22 protein-coding genes and 1 riboswitch are annotated in these 21207 nt (G+C 65.3%); of the genes, 8 read left to right on the top strand and 14 right to left on the bottom strand.

Features of this window, described 5'->3' with window-relative positions; translation table 11 throughout:
* Window position 1 precedes the first annotated feature (1 nt).
* Window positions 2-331: a hypothetical protein gene (locus B9Y86_RS08970; protein ID WP_139824824.1), complete on the bottom strand. Its 330-nt coding sequence runs from the start codon at window positions 329-331 to the stop codon at window positions 2-4.
* A 117-nt stretch (window positions 332-448) separates the two neighbouring features.
* On the opposite strand from B9Y86_RS08970, the gene B9Y86_RS08965 reads away from it, so the two are divergent.
* The gene (locus B9Y86_RS08965) at window positions 449-1237 is read left to right on the top strand and encodes an EI24 domain-containing protein (RefSeq protein WP_085485015.1); all 789 of its coding nucleotides are present in this window, start codon (window positions 449-451) and stop codon (window positions 1235-1237) included.
* On the opposite strand, the gene B9Y86_RS08960 is transcribed toward B9Y86_RS08965, so the two are convergent.
* The 6 genes from B9Y86_RS08960 to glyA all read right to left on the bottom strand — a co-directional run bounded on the left by B9Y86_RS08960 (window position 1232) and on the right by glyA (window position 5411).
* Window positions 1232-1555 carry a DUF7882 family protein gene (locus B9Y86_RS08960; protein WP_085485013.1) on the bottom strand — a complete coding sequence of 108 codons (324 nt, stop codon included), beginning with the start codon at window positions 1553-1555 and terminating at the stop codon, window positions 1232-1234. The genes B9Y86_RS08965 and B9Y86_RS08960 overlap by 6 nt on opposite strands.
* A 142-nt stretch (window positions 1556-1697) precedes the next feature.
* Window positions 1698-1955 (bottom strand): hypothetical protein, encoded by a 258-nt coding sequence (locus B9Y86_RS08955; protein WP_085485011.1) that lies wholly within the window; start codon window positions 1953-1955, stop codon window positions 1698-1700.
* A gap of 129 nt (window positions 1956-2084) precedes the next feature.
* Complete coding sequence (locus B9Y86_RS08950) at window positions 2085-3002, bottom strand: aldose 1-epimerase family protein (RefSeq protein ID WP_085485009.1); 918 nt, start codon at window positions 3000-3002, stop codon at window positions 2085-2087.
* 64 nt (window positions 3003-3066) lie between these two features.
* Entirely contained in the window at window positions 3067-3204 is a 138-nt protein-coding gene (locus B9Y86_RS17560) for a hypothetical protein (protein ID WP_176223310.1), read from the bottom strand.
* Window positions 3205-3246: 42 nt separating this feature from the next.
* Window positions 3247-4131, bottom strand: coding sequence for a bifunctional methylenetetrahydrofolate dehydrogenase/methenyltetrahydrofolate cyclohydrolase (locus B9Y86_RS08945; RefSeq protein WP_085485007.1), 885 nt, complete (start codon window positions 4129-4131; stop codon window positions 3247-3249).
* The gene (gene glyA / locus B9Y86_RS08940; protein ID WP_085485005.1) at window positions 4128-5411 is read right to left on the bottom strand and encodes a serine hydroxymethyltransferase; all 1284 of its coding nucleotides are present in this window, start codon (window positions 5409-5411) and stop codon (window positions 4128-4130) included. Before glyA ends, B9Y86_RS08945 begins: the two co-directional genes overlap by 4 nt.
* Window positions 5412-5479: 68 nt before the next feature.
* A riboswitch (ZMP/ZTP riboswitch) is annotated at window positions 5480-5561 on the bottom strand.
* A gap of 141 nt (window positions 5562-5702) precedes the next feature.
* Between glyA and B9Y86_RS08935 the strand changes: the two genes are divergently transcribed.
* Window positions 5703-7544: an RNA polymerase sigma factor gene (locus B9Y86_RS08935; RefSeq protein WP_085485003.1), complete on the top strand. Its 1842-nt coding sequence runs from the start codon at window positions 5703-5705 to the stop codon at window positions 7542-7544.
* On the opposite strand, the gene B9Y86_RS08930 is transcribed toward B9Y86_RS08935, so the two are convergent.
* Entirely contained in the window at window positions 7537-8781 is a 1245-nt protein-coding gene (locus tag B9Y86_RS08930) for an MFS transporter (protein ID WP_244894688.1), read from the bottom strand. The two genes, B9Y86_RS08935 and B9Y86_RS08930, sit on opposite strands and share 8 nt — an antisense overlap.
* Before the next feature lie 198 nt (window positions 8782-8979).
* Here B9Y86_RS08930 and purU point away from each other — a divergent pair, with 198 nt between their 5' ends.
* The 3 genes from purU to nagA are packed head-to-tail and all read left to right on the top strand — an operon-like array spanning window position 8980 to window position 11382.
* The gene (gene purU / locus B9Y86_RS08925) at window positions 8980-9849 is read left to right on the top strand and encodes a formyltetrahydrofolate deformylase (protein ID WP_085485001.1); all 870 of its coding nucleotides are present in this window, start codon (window positions 8980-8982) and stop codon (window positions 9847-9849) included.
* A 22-nt stretch (window positions 9850-9871) separates the two neighbouring features.
* Window positions 9872-10234, top strand: a complete 363-nt coding sequence (locus B9Y86_RS08920) for a YrdB family protein (protein ID WP_085484999.1) — start codon at window positions 9872-9874, stop codon at window positions 10232-10234.
* A complete protein-coding gene (nagA, locus tag B9Y86_RS08915) occupies window positions 10234-11382 on the top strand; it encodes an N-acetylglucosamine-6-phosphate deacetylase (protein ID WP_085484997.1) in 1149 nt (382 codons plus the stop codon). The genes B9Y86_RS08920 and nagA overlap by 1 nt, the downstream gene beginning before the upstream one ends.
* A gap of 80 nt (window positions 11383-11462) precedes the next feature.
* Here the strand turns inward: nagA and B9Y86_RS08910 are convergent, their stop codons facing one another.
* The gene (locus B9Y86_RS08910) at window positions 11463-12677 is read right to left on the bottom strand and encodes an NADP-dependent isocitrate dehydrogenase (protein WP_085484995.1); all 1215 of its coding nucleotides are present in this window, start codon (window positions 12675-12677) and stop codon (window positions 11463-11465) included.
* Between the two features lie 132 nt (window positions 12678-12809).
* Here B9Y86_RS08910 and B9Y86_RS08905 point away from each other — a divergent pair, with 132 nt between their 5' ends.
* From B9Y86_RS08905 to B9Y86_RS08895, 3 genes are read left to right on the top strand one after another with little or no spacing between them, the layout of a single operon-like run.
* A complete protein-coding gene (locus B9Y86_RS08905; RefSeq protein WP_085484993.1) occupies window positions 12810-13262 on the top strand; it encodes a GNAT family N-acetyltransferase in 453 nt (150 codons plus the stop codon).
* Window positions 13263-13270: 8 nt separating this feature from the next.
* Complete coding sequence (locus B9Y86_RS08900; RefSeq protein ID WP_085484991.1) at window positions 13271-13609, top strand: MGMT family protein; 339 nt, start codon at window positions 13271-13273, stop codon at window positions 13607-13609.
* 29 nt (window positions 13610-13638) lie between these two features.
* Window positions 13639-14043, top strand: a complete 405-nt coding sequence (locus B9Y86_RS08895; RefSeq protein WP_085484989.1) for a hypothetical protein — start codon at window positions 13639-13641, stop codon at window positions 14041-14043.
* A 7-nt stretch (window positions 14044-14050) separates the two neighbouring features.
* On the opposite strand, the gene B9Y86_RS08890 is transcribed toward B9Y86_RS08895, so the two are convergent.
* From B9Y86_RS08890 to purN, 5 genes are all read right to left on the bottom strand, one after another.
* Window positions 14051-15865 carry an ABC transporter ATP-binding protein gene (locus tag B9Y86_RS08890; RefSeq protein WP_085484987.1) on the bottom strand — a complete coding sequence of 605 codons (1815 nt, stop codon included), beginning with the start codon at window positions 15863-15865 and terminating at the stop codon, window positions 14051-14053.
* On the bottom strand, window positions 15862-17586 hold the full coding sequence (locus B9Y86_RS08885; protein WP_139824844.1) for an ABC transporter ATP-binding protein: 1725 nt from the start codon (window positions 17584-17586) through the stop codon (window positions 15862-15864). Before B9Y86_RS08885 ends, B9Y86_RS08890 begins: the two co-directional genes overlap by 4 nt.
* A 168-nt stretch (window positions 17587-17754) precedes the next feature.
* Window positions 17755-18963 carry a dimethylargininase gene (ddaH, locus tag B9Y86_RS17860; RefSeq protein WP_085484983.1) on the bottom strand — a complete coding sequence of 403 codons (1209 nt, stop codon included), beginning with the start codon at window positions 18961-18963 and terminating at the stop codon, window positions 17755-17757.
* A gap of 44 nt (window positions 18964-19007) precedes the next feature.
* On the bottom strand, window positions 19008-20615 hold the full coding sequence (gene purH / locus B9Y86_RS08875; protein ID WP_085484981.1) for a bifunctional phosphoribosylaminoimidazolecarboxamide formyltransferase/IMP cyclohydrolase: 1608 nt from the start codon (window positions 20613-20615) through the stop codon (window positions 19008-19010).
* A complete protein-coding gene (gene purN, locus B9Y86_RS08870) occupies window positions 20612-21205 on the bottom strand; it encodes a phosphoribosylglycinamide formyltransferase (RefSeq protein ID WP_085485380.1) in 594 nt (197 codons plus the stop codon). Before purN ends, purH begins: the two co-directional genes overlap by 4 nt.
* Between the last annotated feature and the right edge of the window lie 2 nt (window positions 21206-21207).

The raw sequence follows: 21207 nt of genomic DNA, 5'->3' as shown, positions 1-21207 counted from the left end.
CTCAGAACACGTCGTAGTCGAGATTCGCCTTGCCATTGCTGCTATCGATGCGCGCGGTGTTCTCATGCGAACGCGCCTGCTCACGCACCCGATCGGCGACTCCCTGAGTTTCGGGCTCGGCGTACGACACAGCCTCGTGCTGGCTCATGATCTGGCTCGTCGGCCCCAGCACGAGCGCCACCGGGGAAGGCGTTCCTCCAGCATCGAAGCCAGGAACGATCACTACCTGATTGCGACGATTGCGCGGAACGATTGCCACGAAGTGCACCAGTGCATCGGCCACCTCGTCGCTCGTGACGAACGTCCCACCCGCGTAGCTCATCCTTTTCATCTCTTCAGGGTCGCTCATGGTGACCTTTCGCGCCCGGGCATTGTGATGATCGCGTTACTGAGGTAGCAGGGCTCGCAGCTTTCGTTCTGCGCCCGCGGCCCCGTACGATGAAGACCCATGTCGCCCGCACCCGCTCGAAGCGTCGTCCGTCAGTTTTTCGACGGCGTCGCCTATCTCGGCCGTGGGCTCCGCATGTGGGGCAGCGACCCCCGGCTCATGCTCTTCGGCGCGCTTCCGGCCCTCATCGTGGCCACGGTCTACCTCGCCGTGCTCATCGTGCTCTTTCTCAATGCCCCGGCGTTGGCCGAATGGGCGACCCCGTTCGCCGATGAGTGGGACGAAGGCTGGCGGACTGCTGTGCGAGTGACCGCCGTCATCGCATTCCTCGCGCTGGGCGGGCTCCTCGTGGTCTACACCTACACCGCCATCACGCTCGCCGTCGGCGACCCGTTCTACGAGAAGATCTGGCGGAGCGTCGAGAACCGTCTCGGCGGCATCCCGAACGAGGTGGAGCTGGCCTTCTGGCCGTCTGTTCTCCGCGGGGTCCTCGACGCTCTACGCATCCTGATCGCCACCGCGCTCATAGGAATCTGTCTCTTCACTCTCGGGTTCATCCCTCTCATCGGCCAGACCGTGGTTCCCGTGCTGGGTGCGGCGATTGCCGGATGGTTCCTCACGGTGGAGCTGACGGGCAAAGCCTTCGATGCCCGCGGAAGAACGCTGCGCGAGAGGAGGCGGTCACTCGCCGCGATGAGACCGACGGCACTCGGCTTCGGAGTCGCGAGCTACCTCGTGTTCCTCATTCCATTCGGAGCGGTCTTCGTCATGCCCGCTGCGGTGGCCGGTGGGGCGTTGCTCTCGCGGCAAGCGCTCGCAGAAGAAGACCCGCCGGCCGTCGGGCTATGACGCCCCGGGCTCGGCGTGTTCGTCAGGCTCCGGAACCGGCCTGAGGCCACCAGTGCTGTTCGCAGCAAGCATCAGATCTTCGATCCAGACCCGGTTGAGCGCGGGCGACTTGTTTCCGTAGAACCGGAAGTGAAGCGGAATCGAGGGATGGATCCAGATGGTACTGCGACCGCTGCCCTCTTCCGATCCGTGCTCCCACGACAGCATGAACGCCTCATTGCGTCGCAGCTTCGTGGAGATGACGACTTTGAGGTGGGCGAGCAGCCGATCCTCGAACTCGACGTCGGTGTCTCCGGTGCCGTAGATCAGTCTGCCCATACTTAAAAACGTCCATTCCTGACAAAGGGCCCACGTGGATCCAATTCCACGTGAGCTCCCTTACAAAGCTAGTCGCCCATAAAGCCCGATTTACAGGGTTGCCAATTCAGAGCAACGTGTGCCATGCGATCTGCTGATCAATCTAGCGCGAGAGGACGAGAAGCGCTCCCTTCGCGTCATCGATCGAGCTGTAGAGACCGCAGAGGTTGCCGCAGGCATCCGTCAGTTTCGCGGGGTGACCCGGCAATCCTTGCGCCATTCCGGCGAAACGTCCGTCGCGTCGGGCGAGCCACACCCCATCGAATACGAGGTGCCAGCGAAGCTGCGTCGCAGAGCCTTCTGTCGTGACGGAGTCGGGTGTGGTCGGGGCCGACGGCATGCTGTCGAGAACGAGAGACATTAATCCACTCCTTTCAGAGCTGCTTGATGTCTTGAGGCTAGGCGCCAGCGCCACCCCCCAACAAGGGGTTTACTCCGCCTCCTCCGCCCGCTACGGCTCGCTCACCGGTCGCAGGAACGTCTGACGCGTCTACGACGCGGGGCGGTACCGCACGCCCCAGCTGAGCATCCATGATGCTCCGGGTTCGACCCAGTGAAGGCCCTCGCCCGTGTTGAACGCGTTGGCGGGGGCCGTCATCGGTTCTAGTGCGATGGCCATCCCGGTTCCCGTCTCGAAGGGGAACTCGCGAGGGTTGTACGCCTGGACATAGGCGAAGTTCGAGTCCGTCCAGAGTTCGACTCGTTGTCCGTCTGGCGCCACGAGCGTGTGAATGTTCTGCCCTCCCGTTTCGGTCAGAGAACCGAACGCATGGTTGAGGTCGACCTCCGACAGATGTCTCCCCGCCCGCAGATCGAGCCCGGCATCGTCGACCGGAACCTCAGCGGTCGGGATGAACGCGTCGTCGTACTCGAATACCGTGTCCGCCGCGATGGTGAGGGTCAGATCCTCGGCCGGAGTGGAACCGATGACGAAGTACGGATGCGCACCGACCGCTACCGGAGCGGGCGAATCCGACTCGTTCGTGATGGCGTGCGTCACAGTGAGTCCCGCTTCGCTAATCTCGTAGCTCACCGAGGTGTCGAGCAGAAACGGGTAGCCGTGCTGAGGAAAGACGCGGGCACGGAGGGTGAGGAATCCCTCGCCCTCTTCGGCAACCGAGTAGGCCGTGTTGCGGAGCAGCCCGTGAGTGGCATTGCCCGTCGAGGGCTCAGTGATGTCGAGTTGCTGCTTGACCCCGTCGAGTACCCAAGCGCCCTTGGCGATGCGATTCGGCCAGGGAACGAGAACGATGCCCTGGCCCATGGGCGGCAACGACTGCTCGGGGTACTCACGAACCACCTCGACGCCGTTCAGCACAAGGCCTCGCAGGCCCGCCGCCAGCTCAGTGATCGTTGCTCGGGAATCGCCGAACGCTACGGAAAATTGGGTGCCTGTCGCTGCTCTCACGGCACAAGCCTACGGTGTCGCCCGGCCCCGAGCATCCGGATGCCGGAGCCGGGCGAAACCTGAGTCATGCGGCGGGCGCAGGCCCGTCGGTCGGCTCCGGATCGGTCGGCAGCGAGTCCTCGATCTCTTCGAGAACGGTGTCCTCTTTCTCGTCGACCGTCTTCTTGCCCGGATCGCGAGGGATGGGATGTTGGTTCGTCATGCGTTCCTCCTTCATTGGTGGGGTCGTGCCCAATCGCCTCGACTACGGCGTCGCGGCGTCGACCACGTTCTGCACGAGCAGCGCCCGAGTCATGGGACCTACTCCACCCGGAACCGGTGACAGGAACCCGGCGACATCGGCCACGCCGGGATCGACGTCACCGCGCAGCCTGGCTTTGCCCGTCTCAGCATCGACGACTCGGCTGATGCCCACGTCGAGCACTGCGGCACCGGGCTTGATCCATTCGGCCTTGATCAGCCCGGGCACCCCGACCGCCGCGATGACGATGTCGGCCCGACGGACCTCGGCCTCGAGATCGCGCGTGCGCGAATGCGTGAGTGTGACCGTGGCGTCGATGCCCTTGCGTGTGAGCAGAAGCCCCAGCGGACGACCGACGGTGAGGCCGCGACCGACGATCACCACGTGCTGGCCGCTCAGCGGAACGTCGTACCGACGCAGCATCTCTACGATTCCGGCGGGCGTGCAGGGCAATGGCGCGGGGCGTCCGGTGCTCGACGCGGGATCGACTGTGAGCACGAGACGCCCGAGGTTCGTCGGATGGAGGCCATCGGCGTCTTTGGCCGGATCGATGAGTTCGAGCATCGCGTTCTCATCGATGCCGTTCGGCAGCGGAAGTTGCACGATATAGCCCGTGACGAGCGGATCGGCGTTCAGCGCAGCGATGGCGTCTCGCACATCGTGTTCGCTCGCAGTGGCCGGAAGATCCACTCGGATCGACTCGATGCCGACCTCGGCGCAGTCGCGGTGCTTGCCCGCGACGTACGAACGGGATGCGGGATCGTCGCCGACCAGAAGCGTTCCGAGGCCCGGGTGGATGCCCTGCTTCTTCAGCTCTGCGACGCGCTGCGCGAGCTCGGCCTTGATGGCCGAGGCTGTGGCGACGCCGTCGAGGACGACGGCCGTCACTGGACGAGTCCCGGGTAGAGGGGGAATGCCTCGGTCAGGGTGGAGACGCGGGAGCGCAGTGCAGCCGTGTCGGCGCCCGGCTTGAGCGACTCGGCGATGATGTCGGCGACCTCGGTGAACTCGACGTCTCCGAATCCACGAGTCGCGAGCGCGGGCGTGCCGATGCGCAGCCCGGACGTGACCATCGGGGGGCGAGGATCGAACGGCACGGAGTTGCGGTTGACCGTGATGCCCACCTCGTGCAGCACGTCTTCGGCCTGCTGCCCGTCGAGGGGCGAGTTGCGCAGATCGGCGAGAACGAGGTGCACCTCTGTTCCACCAGTGAGCACGTCGAGGCCACCGGCGCGCGAGTCTTCGGCGGTCAGGCGCTCGGCGACGATGCGCGCGCCGTCGATGGTGCGCTGCTGGCGGTCACGGAATTCGGGCTCGGCTGCCAACTTGAAAGCCGTCGCCTTGGCAGCGATGACGTGCATCAGCGGACCGCCCTGCTGGCCTGGGAAGACGTTCGAGTTGAGCTTCTTCGCCAGCTCGGTATCGCGGCTGATGATGAACCCGGAACGCGGACCACCGATGGTCTTGTGCACGGTGGACGAGACGACATCGGCGAAGGGTACCGGTGACGGGTGGAGGCCCGCTGCGACGAGACCGGCGAAGTGCGCCATGTCGACCCAGAGCTTGGCGCCGACCTCATCGGCGATGGCACGGAAAGCCGCGAAGTCGAGGTGGCGCGGGTACGCCGACCAGCCCGCGATGATGACCTGCGGGCGGTGCTCGAGGGCCTTGTCGCGCACCACGTTCATGTCGACGAGGAACGTCTCGGGGTCGACCCCGTAGGACACCGCGTTGTAGAGCTTGCCGGAGAAATTGAGCTTCATGCCGTGGGTGAGGTGTCCACCGTGGCTCAGCTCGAGTCCGAGGATGGTGTCTCCCGGAGTGGCGATGGCCGAGAGCACGGCAGCATTCGCTGTCGCCCCGGAGTGCGGCTGCACGTTGGCGTACTCGGCTCCGAAGAGGCTCTTCGCCCGGGCGATGGCCAATTCCTCGGCGATGTCGACGAATTCGCAGCCACCGTAGTAGCGGCGCCCCGGATACCCTTCCGCGTATTTGTTCGTGAGAACAGAGCCCTGCGACTGCAGCACGGCTCGCGGAACGAAGTTCTCGCTGGCGATCATCTCGAGCGTGTCGCGCTGGCGACCGAGTTCTTTCTCGAGAACGGCGTAGATCTCGGGATCGACTATCTCGAGGGGCTCGTTGAACGAGGAGGACGTGTGATCAGACAAGGCTGGCTCCTAAAAGTGACAGAAACGGAAATGATGCCGCCGCGCAAACGACGGGGTGATGCAGTATCCGGATCGACCCAGGCGCGCGGCCGAATTCGTGTCAGTCGCTTCCCGATGGTGACCATCTGAACGCCAGTTGCGACAGAAGGAAGCCTACAACAGGCATCCAGTAAGATTTCTGGTACAAGTGGCGTCATAGACGCCGCCCTCGCGTGTCGTTAAACGTGAGGGGGGAATGGGGACCCCTGGATTCCTGTCCCATTTCCCCTTGATAAAAGGAGTGTGCGCCTGATGGCCGCCCACCTCGATCCGCAGTTCCGATCGCTCCGCGACGCGTCGGACATGGAGCTGGTCGAATACACCCGCGAGGGTGACTCAGCCGCGTTCAGTGAGTTGTGGGCTCGCCACTCCCGCGCCGGCCGAGCGGTGGCACGAAGCCATCGCTTCGATGCAGACGATCTCCTCTCCGAGGCATTCGCTCGGGTATTCCAGGCCATTTCAGCGGGTGGTGGGCCGACCGCAGCTTTCCGCCCCTACCTCTTCACCACGATCCGCAACGTGTCGATGCAGTGGGCCCGAGCCAAGAGCGCCGACGCCAGCGAAGATCTCGACCTCATCGCCGATCCGTCGACAGAAGAAGACGCCTCTCTCGCCGCACTCGACAGGAGCCTCACGGTGACGGCGTTCCGTAGCCTGCCCACGCGTTGGCAGGAGGCGCTCTGGTACAGCGAGGTCGAACAGCTCACCTCTGCAGAGATCGCGCCCCTCCTCGGCATGAAGGCCAACGCGGTCTCGGCTCTGACCTACCGCGCACGCGAGGGCCTGCGACAGGCCTGGATCCAAGCCCACCTCAAGCGCACGACCGACCCCGAGTGCGCGGTAGCAATCGAGCGTCTCGGTTCGTTCACCCGCGGAACCTTGGGCCCACGAGAGTCGAAGCGCGTGCGTGATCACCTCACCGGCTGCACATCGTGCTCGATCGTCGCAGATGAGGCACGACAGGTCGGGTCACGCCTGGCTCTCGTTCTTCTCCCCCTGGCCGCCGGCGTCTCAGGAGCCGCGGGATTCTTGTCATGGCTCCAGGCCGGCAGCGGCACGGCGGGCGGAATGACGGCAGCCGCCGCCATGCCCAGAATCGTCGGCGGCGGCTCGCCGAGCACCGTGGCGCCGGCCCGCTCGTCCTCGTCGTCTTCTTCCTCTGGCGGCGGCGCGGGAATCGGCGCGGCGAGCATCGTCGGGCGCATCGTCGGAGCATTGGCGCTGGCCGCCGGGCTCGTCGCAGCGGTGACTCTCGGTCCCGGGCTCTGGAACCCACCCGCGGGCACGACCTCCGACTCGAGCGGCTCCTCAGCAGCCTCGAGCGACTCGTCGACAGACATCAGCAAGGTCGCAGCGCCGCCCGCCGCCGATCAGCACCCGAGCAGCACACCGGCACCGCCGACAGAGCCAGCTCCTTCGCCTGACGACTCTGCGCATCCGGCACGGCCGACGGAGCCGAGCCCGCCCGTTCAGCCGGATCCCGTCACCGCGTCCGATCCTGTCGTGGTGCAGGCGCCACCCACCCCGCCGGTCGAGCCGGAACCGGGGCCGGCGGTTCCCACGGTCACCGTCGTGCAGACGTCCGACCACCTCACATTTCCCCTCTTCAGCGGCACCGCCGACGCTCTGGCGTCCGTGCAGATTCTCGATGCCACCGGCACTGTCCTCGCGTCCACGACCGCAGACGGCACGGGAGCCTGGGCGATCTCCGATTTCGGCTCGGGCATGACGGGCGACCCCGCCGGTCGTCAGGTGGTCGTTCGGCAGTTGGTCGACGGCATCCCCTCCCAGTCGAGTGCCCCCGAGCGTCTCGTTGTCCTCGACCCGCCTGTTGTTCAGAACCCCATCGAAGGTTCGACGATCACGCTCGGCGACGACTATGACGTCACCGTGATCGGAGCACCGGGCGCGAGTTTCCAGCGCATCGTCAACGGCGAGATACGCCCCGACGTCCATACGCTCGACGCCGCCGGGATGTGGTCGGAGACCTACGGATCACTGGCCCCGGGGCCGATCGCGCTCGGGATGCGTTACGTCGACCCGGAATCAGGACGATACGGTCTGACCCGACTCGTCTCGTACACGATCAGCTGACGCGTGCAGCCCTGCGCCGAGACGTGACCTCCGCGGCCATGAGAAGGACTCCCGCCAACGCCAGAGTGATGAGATAGGCGACGGGCAGCGACGTCAAGCCGAACCCGTCGAGCAGCGCTGCACCCACGAGCGCTCCCCCACCAATGCCGATGTTGAACGACGTCGAGTAGAAGGCGCTGGCGGTGTCACGAATATCGACCGACGCGACGTGCAGCAACCGGGCCCCGAGAAGCGGCGGCAGAGTTCCGAAGACGAGACCCCACAGCACGAATGCAGGAATCGCGATGACGGGGTTGGCTGCACACACCGCCATGACGGTCACGGAGACGGCGGTCACCGCGACCCCGATGACGACGCCGAGAGTGGGCCGACGACCGAACACCGTGCCGGCGAGCAGAAGTCCTCCCGCACCCGCCAGCCCGAAGATCGCGAGCAGTAGGCCGACGTGGCTGGAATCGACACCGAGTTCGCCCGTGAGATAGGGAGCGATGAAGGTGTAGAACGAGTAGTGACCGATCATGATGACCGCGGCCAGCAGGCACAGCAGGGCCACTGCGGGAACCGTCGCATCCAGCTTTCGCCGGCCCGACGGATGCCGCTCGGGCAGCGCATCGGACTTGGCCGGGCGTTCCACACGGGGCAGCAGCCAGAGCATCAGCGCGGCGCCGATGATGCAGAGAACGGCGATCGCACCGAAGGCGCTGCGCCACCCGATCGCCTGGCCTAGAACGGTGCCGAGAGGCACACCGAGCACGAACGCGAGGGTGCCGCCGCCTGTGGTGATTGCGACGGCCCGCCCGAGGTGCTCCTTGGGAACCAGATATCCCGAGTACGCGCCCATGACGGCCCAGAAGAGTCCGTGAGCCATACCCCCGACGATGCGAGCACCGACGAGGATCTCGAAGGTCGGAGCGATGGCGGTGACCGCGCTCGAAAGAGAGACCACGATGAGAACGAGCACGATGAGGCGGTGCCGCGACACGCTGCGGGTCAGTCGTGACAGCGGGATGCTCGTGAGCACCACGGCGAATGCGAAGACCGAGACGAGAAGACCCACCTGCGACTCACCGACCCCGAGCTCGGTGCTCATCTCGGGCAGCAGGCCGGTGGGCAGCATCTCGGCGGTCACCGAGAGAAAAACGGCCGAGGCGAGAACGAGGAGTCCTCCCCACGGAAACGGACGCCCTGGTGCGCCCGAGGGAACGACGGCGATAGGAGAGGTGAACGGCTGAGTCACTGAGAAAGAACGAACCAAACTAACGAAAGAAGGCGAACAGAGGCGGCGTCACGCCGACCTGACGAGGGCGGCATCGGAAGGATCGGACGACGCCGCACGACGGGGAATCGACCTCAGGAACCGATGACGACGTCGTGCATGCCCGGGGCCGAACGATATCCGTCGGCCACCAGCTAGTGTATCGGGAGGCAGAATCGTATGGAAGAGGCGAGAGCGTTGACGAGTTCCCATTGGGTGTTGACCTTCGTCTGCGCCGACCTCCCCGGCATCGTGCACGCCGTGAGCGGCGCGGTCGTGGAGTCGGGCGGCAATATCACCGAGAGCCAGCAGTTCTCGAGCGCCGATACAGGCCGATTCTTCATGCGTCTGCAGGTCGAGTCCGACTCCGATCGATCCGTCTTCGAATCAGCACTCGCTCCCGTGATCGAGCGCTACGACATGCACTGGCAGCTCGATGTCGTCGGTCGCCCCCTGCGCACCCTCGTTCTCGGATCCACGGCTGCGCACTGTCTCAACGACCTGCTGTTCCGTCAGCGTGCGGGCCAGCTCGCCGTCGATATCCCCCTGGTCTTGAGCAACCACTCGGTTCTCGCCGAGCTGGCCGGGTTCTACGGCGTCGCGTTCGAGTCGATGCCGGTCACGGATGCCGCGGGCAAGGCCGCGTTCGAGCGTCGGGTTCTCGAGGTGGTCGAGCAGCACGACATCGAACTCGTTGTGCTCGCGCGGTACATGCAGATCCTCTCCCCCGAGCTCTGTGCCGCTCTCGCTGGCCGGGCCATCAACATCCACCACTCGTTCCTGCCCGGATTCAAGGGCGCGAATCCCTACAAACAGGCCCACGCGCGCGGCGTGAAGCTCATCGGCGCTACGGCGCACTTCGTGACGAGCGATCTCGACGAAGGCCCGATCATCGAACAGAATGTTGTGCGGGTCGACCACTCGCGCACGGCCTCCGAACTCGTCTCCATCGGTCAAGACGAAGAGAGCCGCACGCTGACTCAAGCCGTCAAGTGGTTCTCGGAGCACCGGGTGCTGCAAGACGGCGCCCGCACGATCATCTTCCGCTGACACGGTCGGTACGCTGGGAACCGTGAATCACGAGACAGAGACCGCCGTCGGCAGAATCGGCACCGCCGACGTGATTCGGTTCGTACTCGAACTGTTCGCGTTCGTGAGCCTCGGCATCTGGGGATTCCTCGCGTGGCCCGGGCCATGGCTCAACATCGTGCTCTGCATCGGCACCCCCCTGTTCGCGATCCTGCTGTGGGCGCTGTTCCGCTCACCCCGCGCCGTCGTGAAGCTCGACGCGTTCGGCAAAGCACTCATCGAGATCGTCATCATGGGATCGGCGGCGCTCTCCTGGCTCGCACTCGGGCAGCCGGTCGTCGCCGCGGTCTTCGGCGTCGCCGCGACCATCAGCGGCGTGATCTCGGGCCGCAAAGAACTCAGCTGATGCTGCTGCACGGCGCTCGAAAGCTCGATGCCGACGGAATCGTCGACGACTTCTGGATGCTGCTGGTCGGCGACACCATCGCCACGACGGGCACCGGAGACAGCTGGCAGGCCCTCGCACCGTCGGTTGCAGAGAACGCACGGGTCGACGCACGCGGCCGCTGGCTGACCCCTGGATTCATCGACCTCCACGCGCACGGCGGAGGAGGATCCTCGTTCGACGACGGCGCAGAGGCCATCAGCACGGCCCTCGCCGTGCACCGAGTTCATGGAACGACCCGGTCTGTACTCAGCCTCGTGACGAATCCCCTTGAGCTTCTTGCCGAGAGCCTCCGCGGTATCGCAGACTTGGCCTCACGCGACCCGCTCGTCCTCGGCGCTCATCTCGAGGGCCCCTTCCTCTCTCCGCTGCATCGCGGCGCTCACGAGCCCCACCACCTGATCGCGCCCGACCCGGCATCCGTCGAGACGCTGCTGCAGGCATCCGGCGGCGCCCTGAGGCAGGTCACGATCGCGCCCGAGCTGCCGGGCGCGCTCGACGCCATCGAGCGGTTCGTGGACTCAGGCGTCGTCGTTGCGGTCGGGCACACCGACGCGGGGCTCGACATCACCAAAGAGGCTTTCGATCGTGGCGCCACGGTTCTGACCCACGCGTTCAATGCCATGCGGGCCATCCACCACCGAGCTCCCGGTCCGGTGATAGCGGCGTTCGAAGACCCGCGAGTCGCCCTCGAGCTGATCCTCGACGGCGTGCACGTTCACCCCGAGGTCGTTCGGCTTGCCTTTCTGGCGGCGCCTCATCGCATCGTTCTGGTCACCGACGCCATGGCGGCGGCGGGAGCCCCCGACGGTGAGTACCGGCTCGGCTCGCTCGATGTCACCGTGTCGCAGGGTGAGGCGATGCTGAGCGGCACCGACACTCTGGCTGGATCGACCCTCACGCAGGACGTCGCCCTGGGCAATGCGATCGAGCTCGCCCAGATCGATCCCGTCCTGGCCGTTCGGGCCGTCACGGCGAGCCCCGCGCGCGCCCTGGGGCTCGACGAGCGGCTGGGCTATCTGCGCCCCGGCTACGCCGCCGACGCTGTACTGCTCGATGAGCGATGGAGATCCACAGCGGTGTTCGCGAACGGTCTCCGCCTGGTGTGACGGTGGCCGCCTGATTAACGGAATCGGCGCCGTGCCTCCCTCGCGGGAAGCACGGCGCCGATTCGTTCTGCAGACGTTCGCTAGGCCAGACGAGCCGCGAGGTTCTTGTCGAGCGTGTCGAGGAACTCCTCGGTCGTCTCCCACTTCTGCTCGGGACCGACGAGAAGCGCCAGGTCCTTCGTCATGTGGCCGGCCTCGACGCTCTTGATGACGACATCTTCGAGAGTCTCGGCGAATTCGGCGAGGGCCGGATTGCCGTCGAGCTTCGCACGGTGCGACAGACCCCGGGTCCAGGCGTAAATCGAGGCGATCGGGTTGGTCGACGTGGGCTTGCCCTGCTGGTGCATACGGTAGTGGCGCGTGACGGTGCCGTGCGCGGCCTCCGCCTCGACGACCGATCCGTCGGGCACGCTGAGCACGCTCGTCATCAGACCCAACGAGCCGAAGCCCTGGGCGACGGTGTCCGACTGCACGTCTCCGTCGTAGTTCTTGCACGCCCACACGTAACCGCCCTCCCACTTCATGGCCGAGGCGACCATGTCGTCGATGAGGCGGTGTTCGTAGGTGAGGCCTGCAGCCTCGAACTTCTCTTTGAACTCGGTCTCGAAGATCTCCTCGAAGATGTCCTTGAAGCGACCGTCGTATGCCTTGAGGATCGTGTTCTTCGTCGACAGGTAGACCGGGTAGTTGCGGCTGAGGCCGTAGTTGAGGCTCGAGCGGGCGAAGTCGCGAATCGAGGCGTCCTGATTGTACTGGACCTGTGCGATGCCGTCGTCGGGCGCGTCGTAGACCTCGAACTTCATCGGCTCCGAGCCGTCTTCCGGCGTGAACTCCACCGTGAGCTTGCCCTTGCCCTTGAACACGAAGTCCGTGGCGCGGTACTGGTCGCCGAACGCGTGACGACCGATGATGATCGGCTTGTTCCATCCGGGCACGAGACGCGGGATGTTCGAGATGATGATGGGCTCGCGGAAGATGACACCGCCGAGGATGTTGCGGATCGTGCCGTTCGGCGACTTCCACATCTTCTTGAGGCCGAACTCCTCCACGCGCGCCTCGTCGGGCGTGATCGTGGCGCACTTCACGCCGACCCCGTGCTTCTGGATGGCGTGGGCCGCGTCGATCGTGACCTGGTCGTCGGTCGCGTCGCGGTTCTCGATGCCAAGGTCGTAGTACTCGAGATCGATGTCGAGGTAGGGATGGATCAGAGTGTCCTTGATCGCCTGCCAGATGATTCGTGTCATCTCGTCTCCGTCGAGTTCGACGACGGTTCCTTCAACCTTGATCTTGGACAACGGCCACTCCTTCGCGTGTTTTCGGACTGCTCCACAGCTTAGCCGTTCACCGATATATCTCTACGTCGAGATATATATCTCTTCGTAGATATGAAGGTGGCGGGCGCGTTCGAGGCGGGCTAGCCTTGCCCCATGGGTGAACTGAGACTGGTTGAGTTGTCGGCGAGCAACATCGTGGCGGCGAATTCGCTCACGCTCAAGCCCGGTCAAGAGCAATACGTGGCACCCGTTTCGCATTCGATCGCCGAGGCCTACGTCAACCCGATCACCGCGTGGCCGCGCGTCGTGCTCGACGACGACGAGGTTGTGGGGTTCATTCAGGGCAACTTCGACCCCGAGAGCGACCACGAAGAGTTCAAGGGCTGCATCTGGAGCATCAACGTCGCAGCGGCAGCTCAGGGCAGAGGCGTGGGCCGCTTCGCTGTTCTCTCGCTAGCCGATGAGGCGCGCTCCCGGGGCTACGACCGCATCACGGTGATGTTCGAGCCCGGCGAAGACGGCCCCGAAGCCTTCTTCTACCGCCTCGGCTTCTCCAGCATCGGAGAGACGCAGTACGGCGAGACCATCGCCGCGCTTTCTCTCTAACCCCTGCCATGGCGCCGTCCGCCGGGGCAGGCCACGAGTTCGCTCTCGATGTACTCGACCTCGTCGATTCGATTCCTCCCGGCCATGTGCTCAGTTATGGCGACCTCGCCGCCATGCTCGGCTCTCGCGCATCACGAGCAGTCGGCACCGTTCTGCGCCAGTCCGGCTCGGGTCATCCGTGGTGGCGGGTGCTCCGGTCCGGAGGACATCCGCCGACGGGCCACGAAGCACGCGCCCGCGAGCATTACCTGGCCGAATCCACCCCGCTCGTGCGCACGGCGACAGGCTGTGGCTACCGTGTCGACTACGCTGTAGCACGGTGGATTCCGACGGAACCCCCGACCTAAGCCGTACGCCAACGAAAAAAGGAGCAGCAGTGAAGCGTCGTCTGCTTGTTGCCGCCCCCATCCTCGCCATGACCGCGCTCCTGTCAGGGTGCACGCTGGCGAATGCGATCAACCCGCCCATCGAGAGCGCAATCTACGCGACCCAGCCCGAGGCCGCGGGAGCGACCGACAGCGTCGCTCTGCCCGACTTCGTGCAGGCCGATGCCACCACGATCCGCATCAAGACCAACACGACCGACAACACCAAGATCCTCGGATACAGCATCCCGGCTCCCCTGGCCGCGCCGATCGGCACCGAGTGCACCAGCCCCAGCACGCCGGCCCTCGACGACACCTGGTGGGCAGAGTCCATTCCGACCGACGCCGCCATCACCTGCTCGGGAGCGTGGCACATCTACGTAGCCGGGCAGAACATCTACGCCTGGACTCCGTAGGCCTCGCTTACGCCAACGATTCACGCCAGGAGGCGTGAAGCGCCGCGAATCGACCCGTTCCTGCAATGAGGTCCGCCGGTGTTCCGTCTTCGACGATCCGGCCGTGTTCCATCACTAGAACGCGGTCTGCGATCGCCACGGTCGACAGCCTGTGCGCGATGATGATCGCCGTGCGGTCGGCCAACAGTGTCTGCAGCGCATTCTGCACGAGCCGCTCGCTCGGTATGTCGAGCGACGCCGTCGCCTCGTCGAGGATGAGGACCGCCGGGTCAGCGAGGAACGCCCGCGCGAACGAGATCAGCTGCCGCTGGCCCGCCGAGACACGCCCTCCCCGCTTGTTCACATCGGTTTCATAGCCATTCGGCAGCCCTTCGATGAATTCGTGGGCGCCGACCGCTCTCGCAGCGGCGGTGATCTCGTCGAATGACGCATCGGGCTTGCCGATGGCGATGTTGTCCGCGACGGTGCCGGAGAAGAGGTATGCCTCCTGCGTCACCATGACGATGGCCCGGCGCAGATCTTTCGGATGCAGCGATCGCAGATCGATGCCGTCGAGCGAGACCTCGCCCGTGCTCGGGTCGTAGAACCGCGACACCAGTTTCGCCAGCGTGGACTTGCCGGCGCCTGTCGACCCGACGAGGGCGACCGTCTGACCCGCCGGGATGTCGAGGTCGAACGTCGGCAGAATGACACGATCTCCGGCATAGGCGAACTCCACGTCGGAGAACCGCACATGCCCCTTCGAGGTCCACAGATCGATCGGTGCGGCCGGATCGGGCACGCTCGGCTGCTCCTCGAGAACACCGGAGATCTTCTCGAGGGCCGCCGCCGCCGACTGATAGGAGTTGTAGAACATCGCCATGTCCTCCATCGGATCGAAGAAGCGGCGAGTGTAGAGCACCACGGCGAGCAGCGCACCCACGGCAAGCTGGCCCTCGAACACACGCAGGCCTCCCACGAGCAGCACGACAGCGACGGTCACGTTGCCGATGAGTACGAGACCTGGGTTGTAGATGCCGAAAAGCCGGATCACGCGAGCATTGACCTGGCGATAGTCTTCGACCAGTTCACCGAAATCGCCCTCGTTGCGAGTCTCGGTGCGGAACGCCTTCACCGCTCGGATGCCCGTCATCGTCTCGACGAACTTGACAATGACATTGGCCGACGCCGTTCGCGTCTGCCTGAACACCCGCTGCGATCGAAGCTGGAACCAGCGAGTGAGGATCGCCAGAGGCACGAGCGACACCAGAAGCACCGCCGCGCTCAGCGGGTCGACCAGAAGCAGCGCTAGGCCGACGAAGACCATGTACAGCGCGCCCTGCACCAGGTTGTTGATTCCCGAGTCGAGCAGTTCACGGATCGAATCGAGGTCGCTCGTCTGGCGCGAGATGATGCGGCCCGAGGTGTAACTCTCATGGAACTCGAGACTGAGCCGCTGCGTCTGGAGAAAGACCCTGCGCCGCAGATCGAGCAACACAGCCTGGCTGATGCGAGCGGAGAGGACCGTGAACCAGGCGACCAGGGCGGCACCGATCACGCCGGTTGCGAGGTATGCGGCACCGGCGAGCGCCAGCGGCATCCAATCGTTCTTCATCAGGGAAGGCAGGCCCCTGTCGATACCGAACGCGATCAAAGCGGGGCCGGCGACCTGAGCGGCCGTCGACACGATGATCACGACGATGCCGACGACGAGACGTGCGCGCAGGGGTTCGAGCAGCGAGCCGAGGAGGCGGAGGCTGCGGCTGCGGATCTGACGGCTCTCGGCGCGCGAGAAGTCGTCGCGCTCCTCTCCGCTGGTGCCGGTGACGCTGGTCTGGCTCATGAGACGTTCTCCGTGTGTGCAGGCTGAGCCTGCGTCTGATTGTCGAGACTCGAGATCACGAAGCGGTAGTGCGCGTTGCTCGCGATGAGTTCACTGTGGGTGCCGACCGCTGTGATGCGCCCGTCTTGCATGAGCGCGACCCTGTCTGCGAGAGACACCGTCGAGGGGCGGTGAGCAACGATCAAGGCCGTCGTCGACGCGAGGACCCGACGAAGAGCCGCCTCGACCAACTGCTCGGTCGTCACGTCGAGAGCCGAGAGAGGGTCGTCGAGTACGAGCACCGATGGCCGAGCAGCGACCGCACGGGCGAGAGCGAGGCGCTGTCGCTGTCCTCCAGACAGACTCAGCCCCTCCTCGCCGACACGGGTGTCGAGCCCGTTCGGCAGGTCGAAGGCGAACTGGGCCTGTGCGATGTCGAGCGCCTCCTCGAGATCGGCCTCCGTCGCATCCGGTCTGCCCAGCAGCACATTCTCGCGAACCGTCGCCGAGAAGAGCGTCGCGTCTTCGAACGCCATCGCGATGTGGGCACGCAACTCGTCGAGCGCGAGATCGCGAACGTCGACGCCGTCGAGGGACACCGAGCCCCCGGTGACGTCGTAGAGACGCGTCGGCAGAGCAGTGAGCGTCGTCTTGCCCGACCCGGTCAGACCGACGAGGGCCATCGTCTCGCCCGGCTCGATCACGAGGTCGATTCCATCGAGCAGATCGGGAAAGCGGCTCGGCGAATCCTGGTAGCGGAAGTGCGCATCCGAGAAGACCAGTCGCCCCTGGGGCTTCTCGATCGTCTTCGGCGAGATCGGGTCGACGATCGTGTTGACCTCGTCCATCACTTCGAAGAAACGGTTGGTCGCGGTCTTCGCGTCGATCGTCATGGCGAGGAAGTACCCCATCGACTGAATCGGGAAGAGAAGCACCGTGCCCGTCGCGAAGAAAGCCACGAGTTCACCCACGCTCGATGAGCCGGACTGGGCCAGCCATACGCCGACGACGAGGGCCACTGCGAACGCGACGTCGGGAACGAGGAGAAGCCACAACCAGATGCCGGCAACAGCACGGGCTTTCTCGAGCTCTGTGCCCTGCAGTTCTTCGGCCTGCGTCTCGAACCGCTTGAGAGCGTGCGATCCGCGCCCGAACGCCTTGAGCACCCGGATGCCGTGCACACTCTCTTCGACGGCCGTCGCCAGGTCGCCCTGCTGATCCTGTCCGCGCCGAGCCGCACGCGAGTAGCGCTTCTCGAACGCGTACCCGTAGATCAGCACGGGAACCGACGCGACGACGAAGATCATCCCGAGGATCCAATTGAGCGAGACCAGAATCACGAACCCGATCACGAGCGTCAGCGAGTTCACAATGAGGATCACGAAGCCGAACGCCATCCACCGACGAATCAGGTTGAGGTCGCCGATCGCGCGCGACAGAAGCTGTCCGCTCGGCCACCGGTCGTGAAAAGCGACGGGAAGGCGCTGCAGCTGTCGGTAGAGGCTGTTTCGCATGTGCGCCTCGACATGGGTTCCCGGGGTCAGCACCAGCCAGCGGCGCAGCGCGATCAGTCCCGCCTCCGCGACGCCCAAAGCGAGCACGAGGCCCACAGAGAACCACACCAGCGAGACGTCGGTTCCCGTCAGAGGTCCGTCGATCAGCCACTGCAGCACCTGCGGAATCGCCAGCGCCACGAGGCTCGCCAGCAGGGACGCCACGATCGCCACATAGATGCGCGGCATCGCCGGCTTCGCATAGCGATACAGCCTGCCGAGGGAGGCCAGGGTGGACGGGGGCGGGGGCGTTGACACGAAGAGACCTCGAGAGAAGGGGGTGGGGATCCACCCGATTCCGGGCAGCCTTTTAGGCTACTCGCGAGTCATGCTTTCGCGCAACGTCCAGCGCGCACTTCAGCGCACGCGCACCGAGAGGCACGTCACACAGGCCTCGAGCTTCTCGAATTCCGAGATGTCGACGGCGATCACCCTGTATCCGAGACTCTCGATCAGCTGAGCAGACTCGGGCGCGGCCGACGACATCAGCACCGTGTCGTCGGCGAGTATCACGACGTGGGCCCCCGCCTCCTCGGGAACGGCGAGGAATCGGTCGAAGATCTTGGGGTCGTCGACCACCGGCGGATATCCGATGACCGTGCCGTCGGGCAGTGCCGTGACGGCGCTCTTGAGATGCAGCACCTTCGAGATCGGCACGGCGATCACGGTGTAACCCAGAGGGCTCAGAATGTGGCGGAGCTGCCGAATTCCCTCGGCGTTCGTGCGACCCCCGCGTCCGACGTAGACACGCTTCTCGATCTTCAGCACATCTCCCCCGTCGAGGGTTCCAGGCTGAACGATACGTGTGACGTCGAGGCCGAGCGAGCGAACGCTCTTCTCCACCTCGTCGATCTCTGCGACGCGGGTCGGTGCCGCAGGGCTCGCGAGTACGGCGAGGCGGCCGAACATCACGACGGAGTCCTCGATGAACACCGAATCGGCAAGCCCGTCGGCACGCTCGACCTCGACGGGCTTCCACCCGGCCCCGATCAGGGCGGCCACGTACGATTCCCACTGCTCATCGGCGAGTTCCGTGTCGACCTCGGTGCGTTCGAGATGCGTCACGATGCCCTCGGCGAGATTGTCGGATGGCCGTCGCACCAGAACCGTTCCCGACACTGCGCGCGGCGGCACCTCGAAATCACTGAGGGCCGAGTGCACCCGGCGACCGAGCGTGGCCGTTGCCACGGTGGCGGTCAACACGAAGATGAGATTGATGTTGCCGAGGGTACTGAGAACGTAGGCGATGACCGGGCCGTCGAGCGCGTTGCCCTGCAGCAGAGTCTGGATGCCCGTGCCCACGACGGCCGCGAGGACACCCGACACGAGACCGGCGATGACCGCCGTGTACCAGCGTGTCAGCCGGGTGACCATGGCGAACACGAAGACAAGCACGAGCAAGACAAGGGTGGACGGCACGAAGAAGTTGTTGATCTGCAGCAGCACGCCCGACTGCGGGTTGCTGCCGACGAAGAACGACAGCATCGTGGCGAGGTGGGTGATCGCTGCGACGAGCAGCGCCGCCACCGCGGATGCGATGACCGGTCTCGGTCGGAGGAGGGGCATGGGTGCGACCTTACTTCGGGTTACTGTACGCACGTCGAGGGTTTCTAGTGGAAGAAGTGGCGTTCCCCTGTGAAGTACATCGTGACGCCTGCCGCCTGCGCAGCCTCGATCACCTCGGCATCGCGAACCGACCCTCCCGGCTGAACGACCGCCGTGACGCCAGCGTCGATGAGAACCTGCAGACCGTCGGCGAACGGGAAGAAGGCGTCGGATGCCGCGACGGATCCAGCGGCACGGTCACCCGCGCGCGTCACGGCCAGATGGCAGGAGTCGACTCGGTTGACCTGCCCCATGCCGACACCGACGGATGCGCCGTCGGACGCGAGGAGGATGGCATTGGACTTCACCGAGCGGCACGCCTTCCAGGCGAACTCGAGGTCGGCAAGCGTGGCGTCGTCGACGTGCTTTCCCGCGACGCGCTGCCACTTCACCGAGCTGAAGCCGTCGAACCCGTCGGGCTTCTGCGCCAAGAAGCCCCCGCTGATCTGACGGATCTCCGTCTCATCTCGGCGGAACCCGGCGGGAAGCTTCAACAGTCGCAGGTTCTTCTTGATCTGCAGGATCTCGAGCGCTTCGGGCTCGAAGTCGGGGGCCACAAGAACCTCGGTGAAGATCTCGGCGACACCTTCGGCCATGGCGCGCGTCACCGTGCGATTGGCCGCGATCACGCCACCGAATGCGGAGACGGGGTCGCAGGCGTGAGCCCGGGCGTGAGCGCCCGCGATCGCGTCGTCGTCGGTCGGCTGTGCAACGGCGATGCCGCACGGGTTCGCATGCTTGATGATGGCGACGGCCGGTTCGGAGAAGTCGAAGGCCGCACGCACGGCAGCGTCGGCATCGACGTAGTTGTTGTACGACATCTCCTTGCCGTGCAGCTGGGTCGCCTGCGCGATGCCCGCGCCGTTCTCACGAACATAGAGCGCGGCAGGCTGGTGCGAGTTCTCGCCGTAGCGCAGGGTGGCCGACCGGGTGCCCTCGATCGTGACTGCGTCGCCGAGACCGGCCGTGTCGACAGCTTCGCCATCCGTCGTCGTGTCGGCGAACCACGCGGCCACTGCCGTGTCGTAAGCGGCTGTGTGAGCGAACGCCTCGGCTGCAAGGGCCCGACGACTCTCGAACGTGGTTCCAGCGGGCAGCGATTCGATGATGCCGGCATAACTCGACGGCGACACGGCGATCGCCACATTGGCGTGGTTCTTGGCCGACGCACGCACGAGCGCGGGTCCTCCGATGTCGATCTGCTCGATCACGGCGGAGCTCTCGGCTCCCGAGGCGACGGTCTCGCGGAACGGATACAGGTTCACCACGACGAGCTGGAACGCGCGGATGCCGAGCTCGTCGAGCTGAGCCTTGTGCGACTCGAGTCGGAGGTCGGCGAGGATTCCGGCGTGCACGGCGGGGTGCAGCGTCTTGACGCGCCCGTCGAGAGACTCCGGGAAGCCCGTGACCTGGCTCACCTCCGTGACGGGGAAGCCGGCGTCGGCGATCGTCTTCGCTGTCGAACCCGTCGACACGATCTCGACCCCGGAATCGGCAAGGGCCGCTGCGAGCTCGAGAAGCCCGGTCTTGTCGCTCACCGAGATCAGTGCGCGCTCGATGCGCACGACGTCGCGGTGGGTGTAGAGGTTCGGATCGTGGATTGGACCGCTCATGCTGTGGCTAGCTCCCTGAGGTTGACTCTGCTGTTCGCGATGTCGAGCACGGCCTGGGTAAGCAGACGGCGCTCGATCGTCTTGATTCGTTCGTGAAGTTCTGATTCGGTGTCGCCGGGCTCGATCGTCACGGCCTCCTGCACGATGACCGGACCGGTGTCGACGCCTTCGTCGACGATGTGCACGGTGACGCCGGTCTGTGAGACACCCGCCGCCAGAGCGTCTCTCACCGCGTGGGCGCCAGGAAAGGCGGGCAAGAGTGCCGGGTGCGTATTGATGAGAAATGGAGAGAGGGCAGAGACGACCCGAGGGGGAAGAATGCGCATGAAGCCGGCGCAGACCACCAGGTCGGGGTTCCACACCTCGATCTGTTCGAGAAGCTCGTCTCCCCACGCGGCGCGCGACTCGAACGACGTGGGTGGCACCGTGAACGTGGGCACTCCGAACTCTTCGGCGTGACTCAGACCGGCTGCGTCATTGTCGGCTCCGACCGCGACGATCCGCGCCGGAAATTCGGCGTCCGACTGCGCGTCGAGGAGGGCGCGGAGGTTGGATCCTCCGCCGGAGATGAGTACGACCAGCGACAGCACCG

This window comes from Agreia pratensis, from assembly GCF_900177685.1.
GTDB lineage: Bacteria > Actinomycetota > Actinomycetes > Actinomycetales > Microbacteriaceae > Agreia > Agreia pratensis.
The sequence above is the reverse complement of the archived record's forward strand: the minus strand, read 5'-3'. Positions and strand labels throughout refer to the sequence as shown.

Coding starts and splice junctions, on each gene's coding strand:
- B9Y86_RS08970 (WP_139824824.1), bottom strand. CDS start 331: ATGAAAAGGATGAGCTACGCGGGTGGGACGTTCGTCACGAGCGACGAG.
- B9Y86_RS08965 (WP_085485015.1), top strand. CDS start 449: ATGTCGCCCGCACCCGCTCGAAGCGTCGTCCGTCAGTTTTTCGACGGC.
- B9Y86_RS08960 (WP_085485013.1), bottom strand. CDS start 1,555: ATGGGCAGACTGATCTACGGCACCGGAGACACCGACGTCGAGTTCGAG.
- B9Y86_RS08955 (WP_085485011.1), bottom strand. CDS start 1,955: ATGTCTCTCGTTCTCGACAGCATGCCGTCGGCCCCGACCACACCCGAC.
- B9Y86_RS17560 (WP_176223310.1), bottom strand. CDS start 3,204: ATGACGAACCAACATCCCATCCCTCGCGATCCGGGCAAGAAGACGGTC.
- B9Y86_RS08935 (WP_085485003.1), top strand. CDS start 5,703: ATGGCCGCCCACCTCGATCCGCAGTTCCGATCGCTCCGCGACGCGTCG.
- purU (WP_085485001.1), top strand. CDS start 8,980: ATGGAAGAGGCGAGAGCGTTGACGAGTTCCCATTGGGTGTTGACCTTC.
- nagA (WP_085484997.1), top strand. CDS start 10,234: ATGCTGCTGCACGGCGCTCGAAAGCTCGATGCCGACGGAATCGTCGAC.
- B9Y86_RS08905 (WP_085484993.1), top strand. CDS start 12,810: ATGGGTGAACTGAGACTGGTTGAGTTGTCGGCGAGCAACATCGTGGCG.
- B9Y86_RS08900 (WP_085484991.1), top strand. CDS start 13,271: ATGGCGCCGTCCGCCGGGGCAGGCCACGAGTTCGCTCTCGATGTACTC.
- B9Y86_RS08890 (WP_085484987.1), bottom strand. CDS start 15,865: ATGAGCCAGACCAGCGTCACCGGCACCAGCGGAGAGGAGCGCGACGAC.
- B9Y86_RS08885 (WP_139824844.1), bottom strand. CDS start 17,586: ATGCCGCGCATCTATGTGGCGATCGTGGCGTCCCTGCTGGCGAGCCTC.
- ddaH (WP_085484983.1), bottom strand. CDS start 18,963: ATGCCCCTCCTCCGACCGAGACCGGTCATCGCATCCGCGGTGGCGGCG.
- purH (WP_085484981.1), bottom strand. CDS start 20,615: ATGAGCGGTCCAATCCACGATCCGAACCTCTACACCCACCGCGACGTC.